The organism is Tenericutes bacterium MZ-XQ (assembly GCA_002838205.1).
Classification (GTDB): domain Bacteria; phylum Bacillota_I; class Bacilli_A; order Acholeplasmatales; family Acholeplasmataceae; genus Mariniplasma.
Window position 1 is genome coordinate 370472 of the sequence record CP017950.1, and the last position, 22801, is coordinate 393272.

Sequence of the window (22801 nt, forward strand, 5' to 3'; positions counted from 1 at the left end):
ATCCTTTTCATGAAAAAAAGTAGTCCGAAGACTACTTTCATTATATCTTATTTAAGCGCGATTTTAAAGACTTCATGCACATTTTCAACTGGAATGATTTTTAGTGCGTTTCTTACTTCTTCTGGGATGTCATCCACATCTTTTTCGTTTTCTTTTGGAATTAAAATTGTTTTCAAACCACTTCTATGAGCAGCAATTGATTTTTCCTTTAATCCGCCGATAGGAAGGACATATCCTCGAAGTGTGATTTCACCAGTCATTCCGACTTCTTTTTTCACATATTTTTGAGTACATGCTGATACAATTGCAGTTGCAATCGTAATACCAGCTGAAGGTCCATCTTTTGGTACTGCTCCTTCTGGAACGTGGACGTGAAAGTCATTTTCTTCAAATAATTTTGGCTCAAGTCCCAAACTATCTGCATTCGCTTTAACAAAAGAGAGTGCAGTTTGTGCAGATTCTTTCATGACATCGCCCAATTTACCTGTTAAGACCAAATGACCTTTACCTTTATAGTAAGTCACTTCAACAGGAAGCGTGTCACCACCAAATGCAGTATATGCAAGACCTGTTGCTACACCGATTTGTTCTTTTTCATCTGCTAAGTTATGTGTAAACTTTTGCTTACCGATATAATTTACTAAATTATCTTCAGTAATATTAATCGTTTCTGCTTTTTTAAGAAGAATCTCCTTAATACCTTTTCTAATTAATGCACCAATATAACGGTTTAATTCACGAACACCAGCTTCTCTTGTATAGTGTCTAATGATATAATAAATCGCTTCATCAGTGATTGAGAAGTCCTTATCCTTAATGCCATGAGCTTTTAATTGTTTTTTAATCAAATGACGTCTAGCAATTTGGAATTTTTCTTGTTCAGTATAACTAGATAGTTCTACAATTTCCATACGATCACGCAGTGGCGCAGGAACATTTTCCAAATAGTTAGCTGTTGTGATGAATAAAACTTGTGATAAATCATATGGTTCTTCTAAATAGTGATCACTAAACTTAGCATTTTGCTCAGGATCTAACACTTCTAACATCGCAGATGCTGGATCACCTTTAAAATCACTACTCATCTTATCGATTTCATCTAATAAGAAGACTGGATTAACAGTTTTAGCATCTTTCATGCCTTTAATGATACGACCTGGCATTGCACCGATATAGGTTCTTCTGTGACCTCTAATTTCTGATTCATCACGTACACCACCTAAAGATTGCTTAACGAACTTACGGTTTAGCGCTTCTGCAATCGAAATTGCTAAAGATGTTTTACCAACACCTGGAGGCCCTGCCAAACACAAAATCGTTTGTGGATTACGTTTTGTCATAATTTTAACGGCTAAATATTCGATAATACGCTCTTTAACTTTTTCTAAAGCGTAATGATTTTCATCAAGTTTATCTTGTACTTTCTTTAAATCATAGTTATCTTTACTTGCTTTTTTCCATGGGAGGTCTACAATTAAATCTAAATATGTTTTAATAATCGATGATTCAGCCATTGCAGAAGGTGTAGATTGATATCTCGCAAGTTCAGCTAAAGCTTTTTCTTCAATTGCTTTAGGCATCTTAGCTTGTAAGATTTTAGTTCTTAACTCATCAATTTCTTCTTCTTTTTTCGCTTTATCGCCTAATTCATTTTGAATGGCTCTCATCTTTTCTCTTAAATAATACTCTTTTTGATTTTCATCAATTGATTTCTTGATTTCATCATTAATCTTTTGTTCAAGATTAACAATCATCTTTTGCTTATTAATATCTTCTAAAACCATTCTTAAACGTTTGTTTAAATCATTTTCTTCTAAGTATTTATATTTCTCTTGCTCAGATGATTTTAAATTAAACGCAACCATGTCACATACTTTTTCAGATGTCAATCCTTGTTGAATTTTTTCCATGACTTGATTGTTTGGTTGTAGAATAGTTTGTTGATGAGATGCAATTTCAGATACAACCATTTTCACAAGGGTTACTTCTTCATCAGTATTTGATAATACCGTTTCTTGCTCATCATATTCGATGACATAATAAGGGTCAGTTAAAAAATAATCCTTAACTTTAATACGGTTTAGGATGGATAACTTCACTTTATAAGCATCATTTGGTAATTTAATTTTCATTTGAATCTTAGCTAAAACACCATAAGTTTCAATATCTTCTGTCGTTGGCTCTTCGATTAATGGGTTTTTTTGAATGAGGATAATCACGTATGATCCAAAGTTCTTTTCTGCTTCTTCAACAGCCTTTAATGAGATCTTACGTCCTACTTCGATTCTAAAATCATTATTCGGAATTGGCATGGTGCCACGAACAACGATTGCCGGAAGACTTTTTGATAATTCCATAGACTTCACTTCCTTTATTTTGTTTCAGTATTATTATAGCATAATTGTTTAGATTTGCAATCAATATGATTGAGTGCCAATTTTATTTTTTTAAAAGAGGGGAAAATGTATTTCCCCTTTGCTTCATTAAACTCTTTTTGCGCTATCTACAACAAATTGATAAGCTTTTTGAATCAGTACATCTTTTTCTAAAATAGATGCTGGGATATATTTTTTAATCTCTGCAACTTCCATTTTATATTGCTTAGCAAGTTCATCATATTTTTCAGTTAATTCTTCTTCAGTAGCAGTAATACCTTCAACCTTAGCGATTTCTTCAATAACTAATGTAGTACGTACTCTTTTTTCTGATTCGACTTTAACTTGTTCATCAAATTGTTCAGGTGTGATACCATTCATTTGTAAGAACATTTCGTATTCTAAACCATATTGTTTCGCTTGATTCGCTACGTTATCTTTATATTGTTTGATTTCATCATCAATCATTACTTGAGGAATGTCTAACTCTGCAGCATCAACAACTTTATTAATGACTTCATTGGTAATTGTGTTTTGAACTTCTGTTTTCTTCTTGTCTTCTAATTCTTGTTTAGTAACAGCTTTTAGTTCTTCAACAGTATTCACGTTTTCTTTTTCAAGTGATTTAACGAACTCATCGTTTAGTTCTGGTAAATTTTTAGTTTTGATTTCATGTAATTTAACCTTGAAAACAACATCTTGACCAGCTAAGTTTTCTGCTTGATATTGTTCAGGGAATGTTACATTTAAATCTTTTTCTTCGCCAGTATTCATACCGATCATTTGTTCTTCAAATCCTGGAATGAATTGACCAGATCCGATTTCTAATTGATAGTTTTCTGCTTTTCCACCTTCAAAAGCTTCTCCTTTTAAGAAACCTTCAAAATCAAAGATTGCAGTATCACCATGTTCTAGTGATCCTTCTTCTTTTAAGACTAACTCAGATTTTTGACCAAGTAAGGCTTTGATTTCAGCGTTAACTTCTGATTCAGTAACATCAGTTTTCATATCTTTTACTTCAACATCTTTATATTGACCAAGTTTAACTTCTGGTCTTACTGGTGCATCAAATGAAACTTCAAATGATTCACCTCTTTTGATACTTGCAAAATCAACGTTTACATCTGGTTGACCTACGATTTCAAAATCAGGATGTTGTTGTGCTTCATGATATTTATGATGAAGTACATGATTGATTGCATCTTCATATAAAGATTCAACACCAAATTTTGTTTCATAAACTTTTCTTGGTACATGTCCTTTTCTAAATCCTTTTAATTCTACATCTTTTTGTACATGATCAAATGCATGATCAAGTCCATGTTCAAATTCATCTGATGTGACTTCAAATGTATATTTCACACGGTTTGTTGATAGTTTTTCTACTTTCATGTTATATAACTCCTTTAAATATTTTTTGGTATGTATCTATTTTTTATTCGACCTTTTCTATTATAACATAGATTATTTTTAAATAAAGTAATTTAGATAAAGATTGCACAATTTCCCAAATTGAGATAAAATAATCCTATGTGATGGAGGTTACAAGCAATGATTACAATTAAAGAAGTTAAAAGTTGGTTAGATGGTATTCGTTTTACAGAGTTTCCAAATAAGTTATATAAAGGCGTCGATCCTTTCGTTCCTGCTCTGTCCTTAGATGAAAGAAATGTCTTTAATACAAAGAAAAACCCTGTACACGATTATTGTGATTCAATTCGCTTTCTAGCTTACAAAGATGGCAAAATTGTAGGTCGTATCGCTGGTATTGTTAACCACAAAATCAACGAAGCGTTTAACAAAAAGGAAGTTAGATTTACAAGAATTGATATGATTGATGATTTTGAAGTAACAAAATTATTAATCAAGGCAGTTGAAGATTGGGGTAAAGCTAAAGGTATGACGGAGATGATCGGACCGATTGGTTTTACAGATTTAGGCCGTCAAGGATTACTTGTTGATGGTTTTGATCAGTTATCGATGTTTATTACGATTTATAATCATCCCTATTATATGGAACATTTAGAGAAACTAGGTTTCTTAAAAGATGTTGACTGGACAGAAAAACAAATTCAGTGGCCGAATGAAGTCCCTGACAAAGTGGCACGTGGTGCTAAAATCGCTCGTGAACGTTATGGTTATGAACTGATTAAATGCACGCGTAAAAAAGATTTATTTAAATATGTGTATGAAGCATTCGATATGTATAACGTAGCATTTGAAGAACTTTACGGCTTCTTTCCAATCACAAATAAAGTCATGGATTATTATATCAAACAAGTGATTACGCTTGTTCAACTTGATTATATTTGGTTCGTTTTAGACAAAGAGAAAAAAGTTGTTGGATTTACAGTCATTATGCCAAGTTTAGCAATGGTAAACAAAAAGAACAATGGTCATTTATTCCCATTTGGCTGGATCAGATTATTATGGGGGCTAAAACACTACGATATCATTGATTTGTATTTCATTGCTATTGATCCAAAACATCAAGGACGAGGCTTAATTGCGATGATGTTTGAAGATGGTATTAAAATTGGTAACCAACATGGTGTTAGATTTGCTGAATCTGGACCAGAGCTAGAACTTAATGCAGGCATTCAAAATCAATGGAAAACATTTGAGTATAAAGAACATAAGCGTAGACGTTGTTACAGAAAAGCTATTTAAATAAATAAAAATCCCTTATCTAAACATATGATGTTATAAGATAATGGGATTTTTTTTATGATATTACTTTATTTCTATTCAAAATAGCTTCTTGGGTAAATACTGATGCGTAAATTCCCAATTGGATACTGACTAGATACTAAATAATAAGTACCTGGTTCAAACGATACAAATTTAGACACATTACTAGAGACTCCACCTATTTGCTTTAATTCAGCATCATATATATAAATGGTTTTATTTGCAGAAATATAATAATCAGTCGTTTCATCCACAGTTAATTTGATAACTTCATAATCATATGAATGATTTGTTGTAAATGTCATTGGAGATACCATATCTTCATAAAGCATGGGTGAAATAATATGATATGTATCTTGGATGACTGGCGTATCTACGATTGCAACAGGTAACTGATAATCTACAAATGTATCATATGGATGTTTCAAAAATGGTGAAATTTCATAAGTGCCAGCTTCTAAAAAATATAACGTTCTTGTAAATCCGTAATTGACATGATTAAATGTCAAAAGGTTTCCTTGTTCGTCATATAATCTATGACCAAAATGAATCGTATCGACAACAATCGTAGAAGGTTCATCTAAAGTAAATCGATGTCTTGGTTCATGATAGAAATTGATGAGCATACCTTCCACATATGGTATCTGATCAATTGCGGTATCAAATGTTGAAACATGACCTAATGTTTCATCTATAACTTGATTTTCAATGGGTACTGCTGTAGCTTTTAAATTAAACTCTACATAATTACCAGCAGCAATCACAATATAATAAGTTCCTTCTTCCATAATGACATCATAATGATCTTTTTGATCAAAATAGACATAATCAATCAGTTCATCATCCGATGCCCGATATATACTTATGCTCGGTGTTAATATATGATTAGAAGATTCATAACTAAATGTATATACTGCTTTGATTGCATCAAATTTCAGATAACTTTTTCCCATTTGATGCCCAAGTAGCATAGGAACTTCTAAATAGGCATCACTGATTGAAGCCATCTCAGCTATTTGACTTGACTTATGCGCTAATGCTCCATAATCTTTAACATGTATCGTCGCTTCTATAGGTGTAGGATGATTGAAGTATATATAATTTAATCCTTCTTCGACATAGATCCAGTTTCTACCAACTCCAAACTCAAAGAGATAATAATTTTGGATATAATTCTTTTTATATGTTTTGCTTTGGAAAAACAGAAGTGTCGTTTGATCGCTAGTGACTTCTAGAAACATATCTTTTGGTGCATCAAAAACAAAATAATCCAAATCATATCTTTCATTGATTGTGATCTGGTTTTCTCCATAAACTAACGTTTTAGGTTCGTATATTTCAGCTTCATAATCTAATTTTTCTGCATAAAAAGTATACTCATCTATTGAATAATTGCTGTGAGCTACAAAATAATAATACCCATCATTTTTGATAAAAAAAGTATCTTGAAAATCCCAAGTGCTTGGATCTTGATATCCGATAAATGTGTTTCCTTCAAAACCATCTTGGTCTAATACATCAATTAAAACATAATCATTATCGATATGCATCACATACTGACCAGCTTCTAAATATACTTTATAAACATGGGGTTCTGGTGAAAAGTGAATGGTATTTGAAACAAGAGGATCTGTTTCAAAGATAACATCTTCCATCGATGTTGCAGGCGCAATCAAGAGATCATCATCTAGTATATGTTTAGGTGTAAACTCACTATAATCAATCTTATAAATAACTGTTGAACGAATCGTTTGCTTGATTGGTTCAAGAAAATTAAAAGCCATGGTTATAGTTAACTCATATATTTTATCGATTTGGGTTAGTCGCATGGTAACTTGTGATGTATCTAATACACTTGGATCTAATCCTTGAGATTCATAAATCAAGACAAGTTCATGATATGCATCTTCTGGCATGAAATCTTTTAGCAAGGCATTAACTCTATAGCCATAATCAATCTCATCAAATATCATTTTATCAGGATCATAATAAAAATCATCTGATATTTCAGATTCATTCATCCCTCCCATTTGCTCGATTAAACTAATCATCGCGTGTCGATCAATAAGGGTAGGATGTACAATATATTGGTTTTCGTGCATATACTCATGACTTGTTTCATAAATTATGAATTGTTCACTATCTTCAAACTGTTCGATATGCGTTGTTGCACCATTTTGAGTAAATCCAAAATAAAACGGATCATTTTGCATGTGCATATGTGAATATATTTCTTCTGCATAGGTTTGATTATCTTGAAGCACACGTGTTTTTTGAGTCGTACGAACTTGCATGTGATTCGATTTTATGAGATCCATAGATTCAAATAAATCCATGAATTGTTCATAGTTTTTTCTGTTTTCTATTGGATCTTGAATATCAATAAGTTTATTGTCTTCATTGTTAAATCTGATTGGATATGTAAAACTTTCTAGAGTTAGTTGATGTGTAGTAGTTACAGTTCCTGAACTGACTGACAAGTCGAACCTTGAAATATAAGCATTTGTCATGGTAGATATAAGCTCACTTTTATAAACATGGTCATCATTATTGATAGACTCTAAGTTTAACTCATACCGTTCCATACGATCTTTGTCTTGATAGACTTCTATGACATCTAAATATACGGTGACATCAAGGTCTACTACTTCAAAGTCAAAGTAAGTGTCAAAGTTTATAGTGACTTCATATGCCCCTTCTACATCATAACTCAAATGATACTTAACTTCATAAAAATTCTCAAAATTGATCGTTTCTAGTTGATAAGTTTGAGCCACTGGTGTATCATCACTTGGATCATCTATATCTTGACATGCAGATAGAAAAAAAAGAATGAAAGTCATAAATAAAAAACCCTTTTTAACCATGATAAAATCCCCTCTTGATAATAGTTTTTATAAATAATATTAAATCTATTATAACATAGATATCATGTAAACACTTACAATTATTCAACTCATCTTTCGATTATCATTTTTTTTAATAAACATGGTAAAATAGACCAAACACATAAAGGAATGATGCCCAATGAAAAGATTTCATTTAACAGAGAATTATGTCTTAATCAACTTTAACGCATCCTTATGCGATAGCGAGATTCAAATTGTTTCATCAAAGAGTTTTGAGATGGTGCTCGCTCAATACATTAAAGACCTAAGAAAACGAAAAGACCCAACCATCCTTAAACTAAAGGGTGTAAGAGTCTCTACTTTTCACGATGCTTATAAACAATTATTGATCTATGATTATGATCATTTATTAAAAAAAGATACTTCTCTTTCGGTTTTACTCAAGGAAAGACAAGCATTTTATCGATTCACTGAAATGTTTTATGATCAATGGCGTAAACTAGAACGTTTTGGGATGATTTTAAAAAACAGGAGATATCCTTATCAATCACATGCCCAAGATCTCATAACTAAATCTGATAATTTTAATCAAAAAATCTTATTTTTATATAGAACCATCGCTCAAAACATTTTGGGTAGGGAGTTTTTAACGTTTAGACAACTACCTGCAGGTATAAATGCAAATATGGTTTTAATGCCACATAAATTTTCAAACTTACCTAAATATCAGATGATTCAAAATGTTCACTTCATTCAAGATATACTGACTAGACCTCCTTTTATCATCTATTCAAAATCAAATAAACGTGAAGGTCTTTTTAGAGAAATCAAAGAAAATCCATTAAAGAAACTTAACATCAATAGATTACACTATATTGTTTATCCCATCAAAGTGGGTAAACTCATTGCGTTCGTTTATATCCATAGAGACTTTATCCATCATGGGATTGCTTTGAGTAATCTATTTGAACCTGCTGCATTTAGCGAATATGAGCATATAAATCCTAATTTAGTTTATATTTATGGTGTAAGAGAAAATGAGTTCGACTGTACATATTATAAAGATACTGATTTTATTGTTGGTATCGTATCAAGACTAGATAAGAACGATTATTTTGGATATTTAAAGAAAATGTTATTGACTTTGCATAATATCTATCAAATCGATCATGGACAACTGCCAATCCATGGAGCAATGGTTAGAGTACTCCTTAACAATGGAAACTCAAAAAATATTGCTGTAATTGGTGATAGTGGTGCAGGTAAATCTGAAACCTTAGAAGCTTTAAGAATCATTGGTAAAGACTATATTAAAGATATGCGCATCATATTTGACGATATGGGGACTTTCTTTATAAAGAACAATGAAGTTTATGCCAATGGTACAGAAATTGGTGCATTTGTAAGATTAGATGATCTAGATGCAGGATATGCATATCAAGAAATGGATAGAGCCATATTCTTAAATCCAGATCAAACAAATGCTAGAGTCATTCTGCCTGTATCTACCTATGATTTCATATCATTAGATCATAAAGTCGATGTCTTATTATATGCAAACAATTATATAGATACAAACGAGGGATTAAGATACTTTAATACTTTAGATGAAGCAAAAGCTATTTTTAAATCTGGTAAAAGATACGCAAAAGGAACCACTGCTGAAGTTGGTTTAGTAGAAAGTTATTTTGCCAATCCATTTGGACCAGTTCAAGAACAGGCAAAAACAGATCTTTTAATTGACCATGTTTTCGCAAAACTCTTCGATCAAAACATCAAAGTTGGTGAGCTTTATACCAGATTAGCAATTAAAGGTAAAGAGATGGATGGGCCCATAGAGGCAGCTAAAAAATTATTACAATTCTTAACAAAAGAGATATAAAAAGTCTCTTTTTCTTTATTTACAAGCAAAAACATAATATAATAGATTTAAGTCATCTTAGGAGGCACACATGAAAGCACTTGAAAAGTTCTTAAACAGTGGTCTTTTCATCGCAATCATCTTTGCAATTACCTTTATTGCTTGGACCAATTTCGAGGAAACACCACCACATGCATTTAATATTTATAATATATATGGCATCTTTATATTAGCTGGTTTGATGTTTATCATACTTGTTTTTTTTGAAAACACGTTATATATAACACCTATTTTAATGTCTTTTTTATTTATCGTTAATAAAAGCGATATGAACTTTGAGACGACTGTTTCCTTTGGTTGGATTTATATCGCACTAGGCATCATTTTTTTAGGTCCAATCATTCATTTCATAAGATATAAGCCTAAGTTCAAGAAAGGCTTTTTTACGTTGGGATTAACACTGATTGCGATATCATATGTTGCATCATTATTGTTTCTACCATTTGATATTCAAGCAATACCTGTTTCCATATTAGGGTTTGTATATCTTGGGTTTTATCTTTTCTTAACTTCTACGGTTAAAGGCAACATATCTTATATTTTTAAGATCATGTTATTTGCAAATATTTTATTATCTTTACAAGTTGGTTTTTATGTTTATCAGGGATATATGAATAACCCTGAATTAGGATTTGTCGATCGTATTTTTATCGGATGGGGAAGAAACCTTGGATGGGCAAACGTTAATGATATGTGTTTTTATATCGCATTAACATTCCCTTCATACATCTACTTTATCTATAAAAAGCCATATCGCAATATGTATTTGTGGCTAGTGATGGTCATTCCACTACTCATGGTTATACTAACCAAGTCAAGAGGTGGCATGATTGGATTTGTAGTAAGCTTCTTGGGTGTGTTGGCATTTAATACGGTTAAAGGACACCGAGTACAGTTTATTCAAATGATTGTTTTCTTGTCTATTATTGGCATTATATTTTTTACCAATCAAGATGCACTGATCAAATGGTGGGAAATATTCCTAGATTCACTAGGTGATGATATCAACGATTTTTCTACAGGTCGTATCGCCATTTATCAACAAGGCTTAGAGGTCTTTAAAGCACATCCACTCTTTGGTGGTGGCTGGTTATCCTTACAACAGTTAAATCCCGGCTCAAGGCTATTTATGTACCATTCTACACCAATTCAGTCTTTGGCTACAATGGGGTTATTTGGATTAGCAGCATTATTCATACATTACGCTCAAGTAGTACTATTCTTCTTTAAAAACATTACGCTTGAAAAATCTTTATTTATCATTGGTTATTTCGCTAGTCAAGTTCATGGGTTAATCGATAATGTTCAATATGCTGTACCTTATTCATTGATTATGGTGATCTTCTTTGCAATATGGGAAAACAGCGAAAAACAAACAGATTTTAATATCGTACATTTAAGATATGAACTGATATAGTAGCATTGATTAGAAAACAGAAAAATATACGCATCTTTAGATGCGTTTTTTATTTCGAAAACTGTGTTCAAGATAAATACTGATATGGCTTAAAAATATCAATAGGCCAATCTCTTTGATGAATATCACTTGATTTGATTGAAACATGGTTTGATATGACATATTTTAATGCCGCATTTAAGTGCTTGTCATACTCCAATTGATACTTTAAATACTTCATGAACCTAAACCACATCAAGTAACCCTCTAAATGTTTCGTAGATACGCCTCTAAATCTTCTAAACCAGGTTTTTAATTCACTATGATAATTATTAATAACTCCTAAACTGTATTCATCTTTGGTGTGTTCACCAGAAGGAATTTGTGTAACTGAACATTCTAATTGATGAGCAATATCAAAATAAGATGATTTACTATCTGATGTGATATGACTACCCGCTTTAACCTTACCTTTAATGGCATCGAAGATATCATCTTTCCACGGATTTCCTTGACCAACGACCTTCGTTAAAACCTGATCATTTTCATCAAGTGCGATAAGAACACAAACATGTTCATTAGAAACACCACGTAAAACGGCGGGTTCACCTTTCTTCTTAGCAGATCTTGGCATTTGTTTACCTTTCCAAGGACCCTTCATGTTAAGAAGAAAATAAGTTTCATCAATCTCTATTTCCCCAGACAGTTTGACAACTTCCTGATAGTCTTTCATCGCTTCGATGACTTTATGACGCCACGCAAAGGCAGTAGTCGTTGAAATCCCAACTTCAGATGCACTCTTTCTTAAAGATAGACCATAGAGCATACATTTGATAAACATCAACCACTGTTCATATGACTTCTTGGAGTAACGAACGATGGAATGATGGGTATCTGAAATAGATCTACTGGTTTGAGGATTGAGATACTTTTGACGACCAGTAGGTGTCTTACCGTTTCTAACATATCCGTTAGGAACTCGACGCTCTCTAAAGATGATTTTATGAAGAGCATTCGCAGCATCATTGATTATCTTTTGATTCAGCTGCATTTTCTTAAGCAGTTCATTATAATCATCAGCACATAAAGTTTGAATGATTGGGTACAATGTTTCTGGTGTTATAGCTTGATTCATGTTTGGTAGACTCCTTAAATGATAAATGTCCTTAAGCAACCAGCTTGAATAGGAACTTTCTTATCGCCAAACAAGAAATAGTGTCCAAGCTGGTTGATTAAAGACATCAACTTAAAAGGTATTCTATTCACTATTCTTGTTTGGCATAATCATTTTACCAAACGTAAGGTTATTATTCAATTATGAGTTATACAAAATCAGTATTTATCTTGAACACAGTTATTTCGAAAATAATTTTATACATTTTTTAAAAAAAGTATTGATTAAAAATGATGAATAAGATACAATATTATCGAAAAACAATAATTCAGGGGGACATCCAATGAAAAGACCATGGATCTTAATCATACTCGGTATACTCGTTATATTAACACTTATGCTGACATACAATAACAATGATGAAAATTTTCTACCTATCTATGAAGATACTGAAATTTATAGTGAAGCATTGATTAAAACAGGTGCAAATGAAAGTGATTATACACCCTATCAAACATGGGTTATATACAATCAAGAAGATTTAAGTTATGTAAAAAAATTTCATGAAGAAGCATATACAGGTCTAAGCAGTAATCCAGTAGTCTTTATGCGTGACTGGGGTGAAGCTTCAAAAGTTGATTGGGATCAATCATTAGATCTAGAAACTGACATCTCTTTGTTTGAATCTGATCAACAGTATTTGATTATACTTACATTTGAAATACCCTATGTTTATACGACTTCACAAAATCAAATCGGGTATATCGATATTAGACACTCTAATAACTTTTATATATCATCAAGTCTTCATATATCTTATGTTGACGATAATAAAGAATATATCTTATCTGCGACTTCACTCTTTCCAAATAATCATCTTGAAATGATTCCTATTTATCAGAATACTACACCAATTAATCAAATCATAAAACCATCGTTAATATATACATATATCTTTAATGTTCATCCGACAAGTGACAATGATCTTGGAATAGATATGTACTTAGGTATGGATATTGATATATATATGCCAAAACCAAATACAAACAATGCTGTTCAAATTGGTTTTAATGAGTTTAAAGAAGCAAATCATATCTTCTTGGTTACAAGAAAATCTGTTCAATATAGAAAGGAAATAAGCCAATGACTCTATTTTTCATCATATCAGCTTTAGTATTTGGATTTGGGATATTCATTATCTATTTAGCATACATCATTAATAAAGAAAACAAAGATATATTAAAACTACTTACAATTTTTGTGAAATTTGGTCTATTATTATATATCCTTGTATCCATGATTATTACAGGATTTGCAATCTTTTCTTTAACAAGTGAGTTACTCATCACTGCGATGATTATTAAGCAAATCATTACAACGATTTATTATATCTTCATATATCAACTATCATCAAAATTATTATATAATCTTAAAGTTAATCATATTTTCACTTTAGATAACAGTAGCATTATTAAACGTATTGCCTTAATGTTCTTATATTTATCCATCACAGAAATTGTTGTCGGGTTATTCTTTGCGATTATAACGTTCTCATCAACTAGAAGTTTCAATGTTTCGACAAATAATACGATTTTTGTATATGTTATTATTGCTCTAGTTCTTGAAGTGATATCACTACTTCTTAAAAAAGCAACCCATATTTATGAGGAAAACCAATTAACCATATGATAAAGATAAATCTGTCAGAACTTTTAAAAGATAGACAAATGTCATCTAAAGAATTGACACAAATTATTGATATCACAGAAGCAAATTTGTCAATATTAAGAAGTGGAAAAGCGAAAGCTATTCGCTTTTCTACATTAGATAGTATCTGTAAGGCGCTTCATTGTCAGCCCGGAGATATTCTTGAATACATTGAAGGGGATTTAGAAGAGGGTGATTTAGATGATTAGTAATATCCAAAGCAGTGTCATCATTTTACTGTTTGTCTTAAGTTTAGTCACATTAATAAAATTTTGGAAGCATAAAAATTATAGATATAGTGTCATTGGTGGATATGTGCTGATTCTCGTTTTCTTTATAATTTATATATTTAGTTTTTCAAATGATCAAAGTGTACCAGCACAAATAGTCACTGATAAAAGATTATCTCTTCTGCTAGAAGAAACGGCTGATCGTAACTATCTATCAAATCATAATGAAGAAGCTTTATACATAGATTTTTATGACAACAATCCAAAAATACTTAAAGCATGGCATCCGATTTATTTGGATGAAATCGATAACTATTATATTGTCATATTTAGTAAGAATAAGGATAAAAGCATATCTTATTTGAGATTTAGACAAGGTGATTTTGAAAGATTTGATGACATCGATAGATTAGTTGTGATCAATAAAGATACTGGATTCATCTTTCATACTACGCATTATGATCTTATCGGACATGAGATTGATCTAACGAGTTTTCAAGAAGGCAATAACATCGTAACATTTAATGTGTTTTTACCATATGAAGAAAAAATATCTTATATAAGATATATCAGTTACACAGACGACTACTCAGTAATGGAAAGTCATGAGAATTTTCATTCTGAACCTATGGGTGGTAATTGGATTGGCATGGTTGGTCATACACATACACTCGGTGATCCCTCTTGGGTTGAAGATTTCATTTTATATGAGGATTTGTATTATTACGAAGATAGTTATGGGGAAGCTTATTATGGATATTTAGAATATCAAGGCGGCTGGGTTCAGTTTAGAAAAAGTTATCATTTTACAGATGAAACCTATGTGAAAGAAGGCTATTTAAAGTTCACTAGTGATGGCTTATATTATGTAGATAATGATTTAAACCTCGTCAAAATTAGAGGACCTTATAAAACAACGATTACTTCTAACATCGATATTAACGATTGGGAATCATATATCAATTAAAGATTTTCACTCATAAAATAAAAGCGGAACTCCCTTAGGAATTCCGCTATTTTTATGCTACAAATGCGTAAATTAAGCCAGTAGCAAGTAACAATAAATCAACAATTAATATAATGTGTTTTCTCTTCATGTCTTTAAATCCTTTTCTAACTATTTTGTATTTACTCGTGAGGTTTTAAAATGGTGATCCAATTACTTGGATCAGGAATATCGCCAACTTGAATACCTGTGATAATCTCTAAGAGTTGTTTTGTTACAGGACCCATGTCTTTATGGCATTTAAACTGATGCACATGACCAAGATGCTCAATCGATCCGATAGGTGTTACGATTGCTGCTGTGCCACAAGCACCAGCTTCATCAATATGATCAAGTTTTTCAATAAATATATCTGTTTCTTCAACGTCCAGATTTAACATATGTCTTGCAATATATCTTAATGAACGATTGGTTATACTATTTAAAATCGAAGGTGATTTAGGCGTAATATAGGCCTTTTGTTTGGTAATCGCAAAGAAATTGGCTGCGCCAACTTCTTCAATTTTAGTATGTGTTTTTGGATCTAAAAAGATAGTATCTGCAAATCCCTTTTTTCTAGCTTCTACTTGTGCATAAAGACTAGCTGCATAATTACCACCAACTTTGACATCTCCAGTCCCGTGTGGTGCTGCTCGATCAATTTCAGAGGTAATCATGTTCACAGGTTTCATCGGTCCTTCAAAATATTTTTCAACTGGTGATACAATCACACTAAATATATATTCTGGCGCTGGACGAAGTCCTAAATTATTTCCTACACCAATCATAAATGGTCTTATGTATAAAGTTGCACCTGTACCATAAGGTGGTACATACTCATGGTTTGCTAAAACAGTCATTTTAACAGCTTCAACAAATATATCTAAAGGTACTTTAGGCATCATCATGCGTTCGCATGATTCCTGAAACCTTTTTGCATTATCCATGACTCTAAATAAGTTGATGTCACCATCTTTTCTTCTGTATGCTTTCAATCCTTCAAATGCTTGTTGACCATAATGAAGTGATGTCGATGTTGCAGCTATTGTAAATGTGTCTTCTTCTCTTAAAATCCCTTCAGTCCAATTACCATCCTTGAAATAGGATATGTAGTTGTATGGTGTTTTAACATAAGTAAATCCTTTTGCCTTATTTTCCATAATCTCCTCCGGTTATTTTCTTATATTTTTTGCGATTCTTCAGACTTAATCGATCTCGGATTAAATACTTGTTTAAAAAATAATTTTGTATCTTCTTTATCGTAAATGAAACAGAAAATCAGTGCAATCATGCCACCATAAACAATGGTTGGTAAGATTAACCAAATCACTGGCATTAAAAATGTGAACTCATAAACTGGGTGTGTTAGGACAAAGAAACTTGGTATTAATGCACCTACCATCATGCCTATACCAGTAAACTCTTCTTTAGTGCCAAAGATAAATGAAGGGTTTCTTTTATTTGGATCAAATAAATGCTCTTTTGGTACCCATCCTAAAGCAGTAATGATAAGCTCATTGATAAAGATAACTAAGAAGATGAGTAATAGCATAAACGGTGCTCGGTAAGCTCTTCTAATGGATATTTCATGCATCTTGTAATGCATCATTAAAAATGGGATTAAAAATAGCAGGTAATGTGCAAAATAAAACCTAATGTTCTCAAGTAAAAATGCTGGTCTTACACCAATTGAGATGGTTCCATTAAAGATAGAACTCATCGCATCGACAGGTGCTATAAATGTAATCACACCAGATGCCATCCCAACCATGACCATATAATCTTTAATGGTTTTGTTTTTAACAAAATATAATAATGGGAATAACAAAACACTCGTTGCACAAATATTTTCAAATGTCACTTTAGTCCAGACATGATCCACTAATGTATATGGATAGATCATCACTTTTAGAAAGTGGATGACAAAATTTAACATAATAAGACCAAAAATAAAACGACTTCTAAATCTATTTGTTTTATTTTTTAGAAATTTAACTGATAGTATGGTCACCCCAACTGCAAGTGCTATATATAAAAAATAATAGAAATTAAATAAACCAACTTGTCCCATAACTTTTCGCCCCATTTCATAATTCGATTATACCATAATCTATTTTAAATATAAATATTTAAAAACAACCACAAACGTGGTTGTTTATAACTGAATACGATTGAATAATAAGTCTAATGCATCCTGATCATAATACTTTTTGAGATAGGTTTTCGCTTCTAATAAATTAGGCGGTCTTTTATCCATATTATGCGTATCAGTTGCTATGATATCTATTAAATTAAGCTTAATAAGTTTTTTTACAGTCTTTTTATTTGCTAGTTTATCAATATTTAGAATTGCTGATGCGTTGACTTGGATTAAAGCTCCTGAAAGCTTTATTTTTTCAATATCTTCTATGGTTAAATAGTTGTATCTTTCGATATGGGCAACAATCACCTGATATCCCATCGCCATGACATCATAACATACATCTTCAATCGGAGATTCAGCTTTTGTTGAAAACTCGATTAAAACATATTTATGTGCTCCAAACTGATATTTGCTAAAATCAGTTTCAATATGTGAATGATACATGATTTCAGCACCTAGATGCAAGTTCACTGCTAAGCCTAGATTTGAAACTTCTGCTTTTAACATTTCAAACTGTGCTTTTCTCTTTGCTGTATTTGCTTTTGTTACTCTTGATTGAACATGCGGTGTTAAAACAATATCAGTAACACCTTGTTCGATTTCTTTTTCAATCATTTGAATGGATGTTTCTAAATCTTTAGAACCATCATCCACATTAGGTAAGATATGTGTGTGAATATCGATCATTACTCATCATCTTCTTCTGAATAATTATAATACGAATAATCTTTATTATAACCATATCCAGATTTCATATCAAATTGTGTTAAAACCATACCCAATATCGGTGTACCATGATCCTTTAAACTAGATATTGCTTCTTTGACAAGTGCTTTTTTCGCTTTGTTTTGAGCAACAATATAAATGATACCATCAGCTAAATTAGCAATATAAAGTGCATCTGATACAGAAATCACTGGTGGTGTATCAAGTAATACGTAATCATATGTTTCTCTTAATTGAGCAATTAAGTCTTTTAATTTCTTTGCTTCTAAAACATTAACTACAGCACTTGTTTTTTCACCTGCAGTGATAAAGTCAATACCAATTTCATCTGAATGATTAATTGCTTTATCTAGAGGGATTTTACCAGCTAGATAATCAGTTAAGCCATTCTTATTTGGTACATTAAACACTCTATTCATCTTAGGTTTTCTTAAGTCTAAATCAAGTAAAATAACCTTCTTACCTTTTTGACCTATCAAATAAGATAAATTAGATACGAATGTTGATTTACCTTCTGAAGGAAGTGTTGATGTAAACTGAATCACTTTATAATCACCATCAACATTAGAATATTCAATATTGATAATCACTTTTTGAAATGATTCAGTAACAAATGATAGAGGATCTTGTTTGGTGACTAAATAATCATATTTTGAAACGCGTTCACCATTAATTAAACGCTCTAATGAGAAATTCTTCTTTTTTGCCATCTTAGAAATCCTCCTTTACTTCAAACTCAGGAATTACACCTAAAACTTGAATCTTAAAGGCTGCTTCAAGTTGTTCTTTTGATTTATATGAATTATTCATAAGTTCTTTTATAAACACAAATCCTAATCCAGTAATACCACCTAAGATAATACCGATAACGACATAAAGTGGTTTATTTGGTGCTTCATAGACACCAACATCAGCAAAGGATGTACGTGTCACTTTATTTTTAAGTGTAGAAAATGCATCATTTCCGTTTGCTACTTGAATAGCATTATTGATGACCTCATCGACGATTTGTCTTGCGAGTTCTGGATCTTCATCCACAAACTTTATGTTAATAAAGAAACTTGTATTGGACGAAGTGATCGTTAGATTACTTCTAATTTGTTTTGGTGTATAACTTAAATCCAAATCTCTAACCACTTCATCTAAAACAACATCTTTACTCATAAACTCAGTAATAGTTGCAAGCAACTTTTGTGCTGTATTGTAATCATATGATCCATCAACAGTTTGATCTGTTTGAACTTGAACCATCACATCTGCATTGGATGCATACGTCTCATCTACGATTAAAAATGCATATCCTGCAGCAATCATCGCAAATAGAGTTGTGAATGTCAAGATGAGGACGATATGTTTCCTTACGATTAAATATAAGTCTAACAAACTAATTTCATTCTCTTGCATATCCATATTTTGCTCATTCATCTTCTAATCCTCCCTTGGACATTTGTTTAAATAGATTATAGCACATTTTCATCACCATAAACAACATATATTATTTTTTAAATAATAGGATTACTTCATCGATATCCTTTTTGACTTGTTCAAGTGAAGAAATCCAGAAATCTTTAGATGTCACATCGATATCCATAGTTTTCGCAACTTCTTCTACTGATGTTTTCGTTGTAAGTTCAAGTAAGTGATCATAATGTAGTAAGAATTTATCTGGATCTTTTAAATAAGTTGCATATAACCCTTTACCAAATAGAAGACCAAATGCATAAGGAAAGTTATAAAAACTTAAACCAGCACTATAATAATGGCCTTTATTAAGCCACATGTAAGGATGTAAGACCTCGTGATCAAGTCCATCGGTATATGCTTCTTTTTGAGCTTCAAGCATCCACTCTTTCATTTGTTTCTTATTGATTGGACCCGTTGAATTTTCAAACAGTTTAGACTCAAACATATATCTAGACAATATATCTATAATGACTTGAGTATCTCCTTGAAGAGAATTTTCTAGAACTGATAATTTTTCTTCATCTTTAGTCAGTGATTTTAATAAATAATTATTAACAATCGTTTCACAGAAAATAGAAGCAGTCTCAGCAAGTGGCATTGGATATGACCAATGTAGAGGATCATTATTAGCAATAATTTCTCCATGATATCCATGACCAAGTTCATGAGCCAATGTCAACACATCAGATAACGATCCTGTGAAGTTAGATAGGATTCTAGATTGTTTAATTTGTGGTTGATTAGAACAGAAAGCTCCACCTCTTTTACCTTTTTTAGGAAATGGATCAATCCAGTTATGGTCAAATGCTTTTGTAGCAAAATCACCTAAATGTTTAGAGTATCCATAAAAAGCATCTTTAATGATTTTTTGTGCTTCGTCGTATGTATAAGTTTTTGCAAGTTTTCCAACTGGCGCAAACAAATCATAAAAAGGTAGTGCACCTTTATGCCCTAGATAATGTGCTTTTTCTTTTAAGTAAGCCGCAAAATGAGGACGATATTCCAGCATAGCTTCAATCATCGCATCCAATGTTTCTTTTGTCATATTAGATTGCGATAAAGTTTTAGATAGTGCTGATTCATAACCTCGAAGTTCATTCATTGTAGTGACTTCACGTTTGATATTTGATAAAGCAAAAGCTACTTGATCTTCAATTTTTTCGTATGCTTTAAGTTCAGCATGATATGCTTTTTCTCTTACGTCTTTATCATTTTCGTAAGCCATATTTCTAATTTCACTTAATGTGATTTCTTTACCTTCATAATCTACTGGAAGGTTAGCAGTCGTGATTGAGTGAAGTTGAGACCATCCTGATGAAGCAAACTCTCTCATCTTTGAATATAAAACCTCTTCTTTCTCAGATAAAAGATGAGTAGCATCTTCTTGATCTTTTTTAAGTAGATATAAATATTTTCTAATAAGACTAGAGTGTTCTTTTACCTTGTCAAGATCGACAGATGCTAGGTATCTTTGAAAAATGACTTGTTCTGCAGTTACTTTTCTAAAGATTTGTTGGAGTTTCGCCATATATCTAGGTGCAACCTCATGATTCACATCAGTAGCCATCGTGAGTGAAGCAAATGCTCCCAAAGATCTTGATGTTTTTACAATTTCTTCTTCTCTTTTAATATAACCCTCGATATATTGCATATCGTTTTCTTGTTTTTGATATAGAATGTAATTTTTTAGGTCATCCATTTTTTCTTCAAGTTTTTTTAGATCACGCTCATAAGCATCATCAAAACCATGATATAGATCATTTAAATCCCAATTTTTCATTTTAATCCTCCTAAACGATTATCTTATTTAAATTATATCACTAATGTGATATTAAAAAAAGGCGAAATATCGCCTTTTAGATGATTGGTAAGTACTTTTCAAGTTCAAATGCTGTCACTCTAACTTTATACTCATCCCATTCTCTTGATTTTGCTTCAATCAATTTAGTAAAAAGAAAATCTCCAACTGTTTCTCGCATGAGTGAAGAACTACTAAAGTTTTCAACAGCTTCTTTTAATGATTCGGGTAAATTTTTGATGCCCAAACGTTTACGTTCTGAGTCACTCATCTTAAATAAGTTTTTCTTAAGTGGGCTTAATGGAGTCATCTCATTTTTCAATCCCTCTAACCCTGAAGCCAATAATCCTGACATTGCTAAATATGGGTTAGCTGATGGATCAACTGATCTCACTTCAATTCTTGTCGCGTTACCTCCTGCAGCTGGAATTCTAACCATTGTTGAACGATTCGCATCACTCCATGAGATGTAGCATGGCGCTTCATATCCTGGAACTAAACGTTTATATGAGTTAATTGTAGGATTTGTAAGCAATGCAAATTCTTGAGCATATTTCATCACACCAGCAATGAATCTAAGTGCGGTTTCTGATAGTTGGTTTTCTGTTGTTGGATCATAAAATAAATTCTTACCATCTGTTGATAATGAACAGTTTGTATGCATCCCTGAGCCATTAATGCCTTGAATAGGTTTTGGCATGAATGTTGCATGATACCCGTGGCGTCTCGCAACATTTTTGACAACAATCTTAAATGTTTGAATATTATCACATGCTTCAAGTGCATTATCAAAATGGAAATTAATTTCATGTTGGCCAAATGCCACTTCATGGTGCGATACTTCCATATCAAAACCCATTTTTTCAAGCTCTAAAACGATATCACGTCTGACATCTTCTGATCCATCAATTGGAGCTAAATCAAAATAGCCACCTAAATCAGAAAATTCCATCGTTGGTTTTCCGTGCTCATCAAGTTTAAATAAGAAAAACTCAGGTTCAACACCGACATTAAACTTCTCAATACCTAGCTCTTTCATTTTTTCTAAGTTCTTTCTTAAAATGTATCTTGGATCTCCTTCAAAAGGTACATGATCTGTAGTATAAACATCACAAATCAATCTTGCTACTTTTCCTTCTGGAAGGCTTTCCCACTCAAGAATTAACCAAGTCGATAAATCTGGATATAAATACATATCTGCTTCATCGATACGCACAAAACCTTGAATAGATGACCCATCAAACATAATTTCGTTTGATAATGCACGTTCAAGGTTGGTTGCAGGTATTTCTACATTCTTTACAGTCCCTAACATATCTGTAAATTGTAGTCTTACATACTTAACGTTGTTTTCTTTGGCTTCTCTTAAGATATCTAATCTTGTATATTCTTTCATAAATTT

At 31.9% G+C, this 22801-nt stretch carries 18 protein-coding genes; 7 read left to right on the top strand and 11 right to left on the bottom strand.

All coding sequences use genetic code 11. The annotated features are described in order from the left end of the window. Positions 1 to 47: 47 nt before the first annotated feature. Together BK011_01965 and BK011_01970 are read right to left on the bottom strand one after the other, a co-directional pair. On the bottom strand, positions 48 to 2357 hold the full coding sequence (locus tag BK011_01965) for an endopeptidase La (GenBank protein AUD64500.1): 2310 nt from the start codon (positions 2355 to 2357) through the stop codon (positions 48 to 50). Between the two features lie 126 nt (positions 2358 to 2483). Beyond that, on the bottom strand, positions 2484 to 3767 hold the full coding sequence (locus BK011_01970; GenBank protein ID AUD64501.1) for a trigger factor: 1284 nt from the start codon (positions 3765 to 3767) through the stop codon (positions 2484 to 2486). A gap of 159 nt (positions 3768 to 3926) precedes the next feature. On the opposite strand from BK011_01970, the gene BK011_01975 reads away from it, so the two are divergent. After that, on the top strand, positions 3927 to 5045 hold the full coding sequence (locus tag BK011_01975) for a hypothetical protein (protein ID AUD64502.1): 1119 nt from the start codon (positions 3927 to 3929) through the stop codon (positions 5043 to 5045). Positions 5046 to 5119: 74 nt separating this feature from the next. Here BK011_01975 and BK011_01980 read toward each other — a convergent pair whose 3' ends face one another. Next, positions 5120 to 7933: a hypothetical protein gene (locus tag BK011_01980; GenBank protein AUD64503.1), complete on the bottom strand. Its 2814-nt coding sequence runs from the start codon at positions 7931 to 7933 to the stop codon at positions 5120 to 5122. Positions 7934 to 8093: 160 nt separating this feature from the next. Here BK011_01980 and BK011_01985 point away from each other — a divergent pair, with 160 nt between their 5' ends. After that, positions 8094 to 9797 carry a hypothetical protein gene (locus BK011_01985; GenBank protein ID AUD64504.1) on the top strand — a complete coding sequence of 568 codons (1704 nt, stop codon included), beginning with the start codon at positions 8094 to 8096 and terminating at the stop codon, positions 9795 to 9797. Between the two features lie 70 nt (positions 9798 to 9867). Further along, the gene (locus BK011_01990) at positions 9868 to 11253 is read left to right on the top strand and encodes a hypothetical protein (protein ID AUD64505.1); all 1386 of its coding nucleotides are present in this window, start codon (positions 9868 to 9870) and stop codon (positions 11251 to 11253) included. Between the two features lie 67 nt (positions 11254 to 11320). Here BK011_01990 and BK011_01995 read toward each other — a convergent pair whose 3' ends face one another. After that, positions 11321 to 12367, bottom strand: coding sequence for a hypothetical protein (locus tag BK011_01995; protein ID AUD64506.1), 1047 nt, complete (start codon positions 12365 to 12367; stop codon positions 11321 to 11323). Between the two features lie 322 nt (positions 12368 to 12689). Here BK011_01995 and BK011_02000 point away from each other — a divergent pair, with 322 nt between their 5' ends. The 4 genes from BK011_02000 to BK011_02015 are packed head-to-tail and all read left to right on the top strand — an operon-like array spanning position 12690 to position 15250. Beyond that, positions 12690 to 13493 carry a hypothetical protein gene (locus tag BK011_02000; GenBank protein ID AUD64507.1) on the top strand — a complete coding sequence of 268 codons (804 nt, stop codon included), beginning with the start codon at positions 12690 to 12692 and terminating at the stop codon, positions 13491 to 13493. Then, positions 13490 to 14035, top strand: a complete 546-nt coding sequence (locus BK011_02005) for a hypothetical protein (protein ID AUD64508.1) — start codon at positions 13490 to 13492, stop codon at positions 14033 to 14035. Before BK011_02000 ends, BK011_02005 begins: the two co-directional genes overlap by 4 nt. Then, positions 14032 to 14262, top strand: coding sequence for a transcriptional regulator (locus BK011_02010; GenBank protein AUD64509.1), 231 nt, complete (start codon positions 14032 to 14034; stop codon positions 14260 to 14262). Before BK011_02005 ends, BK011_02010 begins: the two co-directional genes overlap by 4 nt. Further along, positions 14255 to 15250: a hypothetical protein gene (locus BK011_02015; GenBank protein ID AUD64510.1), complete on the top strand. Its 996-nt coding sequence runs from the start codon at positions 14255 to 14257 to the stop codon at positions 15248 to 15250. The genes BK011_02010 and BK011_02015 overlap by 8 nt, the downstream gene beginning before the upstream one ends. Positions 15251 to 15411: 161 nt before the next feature. Here BK011_02015 and BK011_02020 read toward each other — a convergent pair whose 3' ends face one another. From BK011_02020 to BK011_02050, 7 genes are all read right to left on the bottom strand, one after another. Continuing rightward, complete coding sequence (locus tag BK011_02020) at positions 15412 to 16428, bottom strand: branched chain amino acid aminotransferase (GenBank protein AUD64511.1); 1017 nt, start codon at positions 16426 to 16428, stop codon at positions 15412 to 15414. Positions 16429 to 16448: 20 nt separating this feature from the next. After that, positions 16449 to 17339: a hypothetical protein gene (locus BK011_02025; GenBank protein ID AUD64512.1), complete on the bottom strand. Its 891-nt coding sequence runs from the start codon at positions 17337 to 17339 to the stop codon at positions 16449 to 16451. A gap of 84 nt (positions 17340 to 17423) precedes the next feature. Then, positions 17424 to 18098, bottom strand: coding sequence for a hypothetical protein (locus tag BK011_02030; protein AUD64513.1), 675 nt, complete (start codon positions 18096 to 18098; stop codon positions 17424 to 17426). Further along, a complete protein-coding gene (locus tag BK011_02035; GenBank protein AUD64514.1) occupies positions 18098 to 18847 on the bottom strand; it encodes a hypothetical protein in 750 nt (249 codons plus the stop codon). Before BK011_02035 ends, BK011_02030 begins: the two co-directional genes overlap by 1 nt. 1 nt (position 18848) lies before the next feature. Further along, the gene (locus BK011_02040; GenBank protein AUD64515.1) at positions 18849 to 19562 is read right to left on the bottom strand and encodes a hypothetical protein; all 714 of its coding nucleotides are present in this window, start codon (positions 19560 to 19562) and stop codon (positions 18849 to 18851) included. Between the two features lie 70 nt (positions 19563 to 19632). Then, positions 19633 to 21381 (bottom strand): hypothetical protein, encoded by a 1749-nt coding sequence (locus BK011_02045; protein ID AUD64516.1) that lies wholly within the window; start codon positions 21379 to 21381, stop codon positions 19633 to 19635. Positions 21382 to 21457: 76 nt separating this feature from the next. Further along, positions 21458 to 22795, bottom strand: a complete 1338-nt coding sequence (locus BK011_02050) for a type I glutamate--ammonia ligase (GenBank protein AUD64517.1) — start codon at positions 22793 to 22795, stop codon at positions 21458 to 21460. Positions 22796 to 22801: the final 6 nt, after the last annotated feature.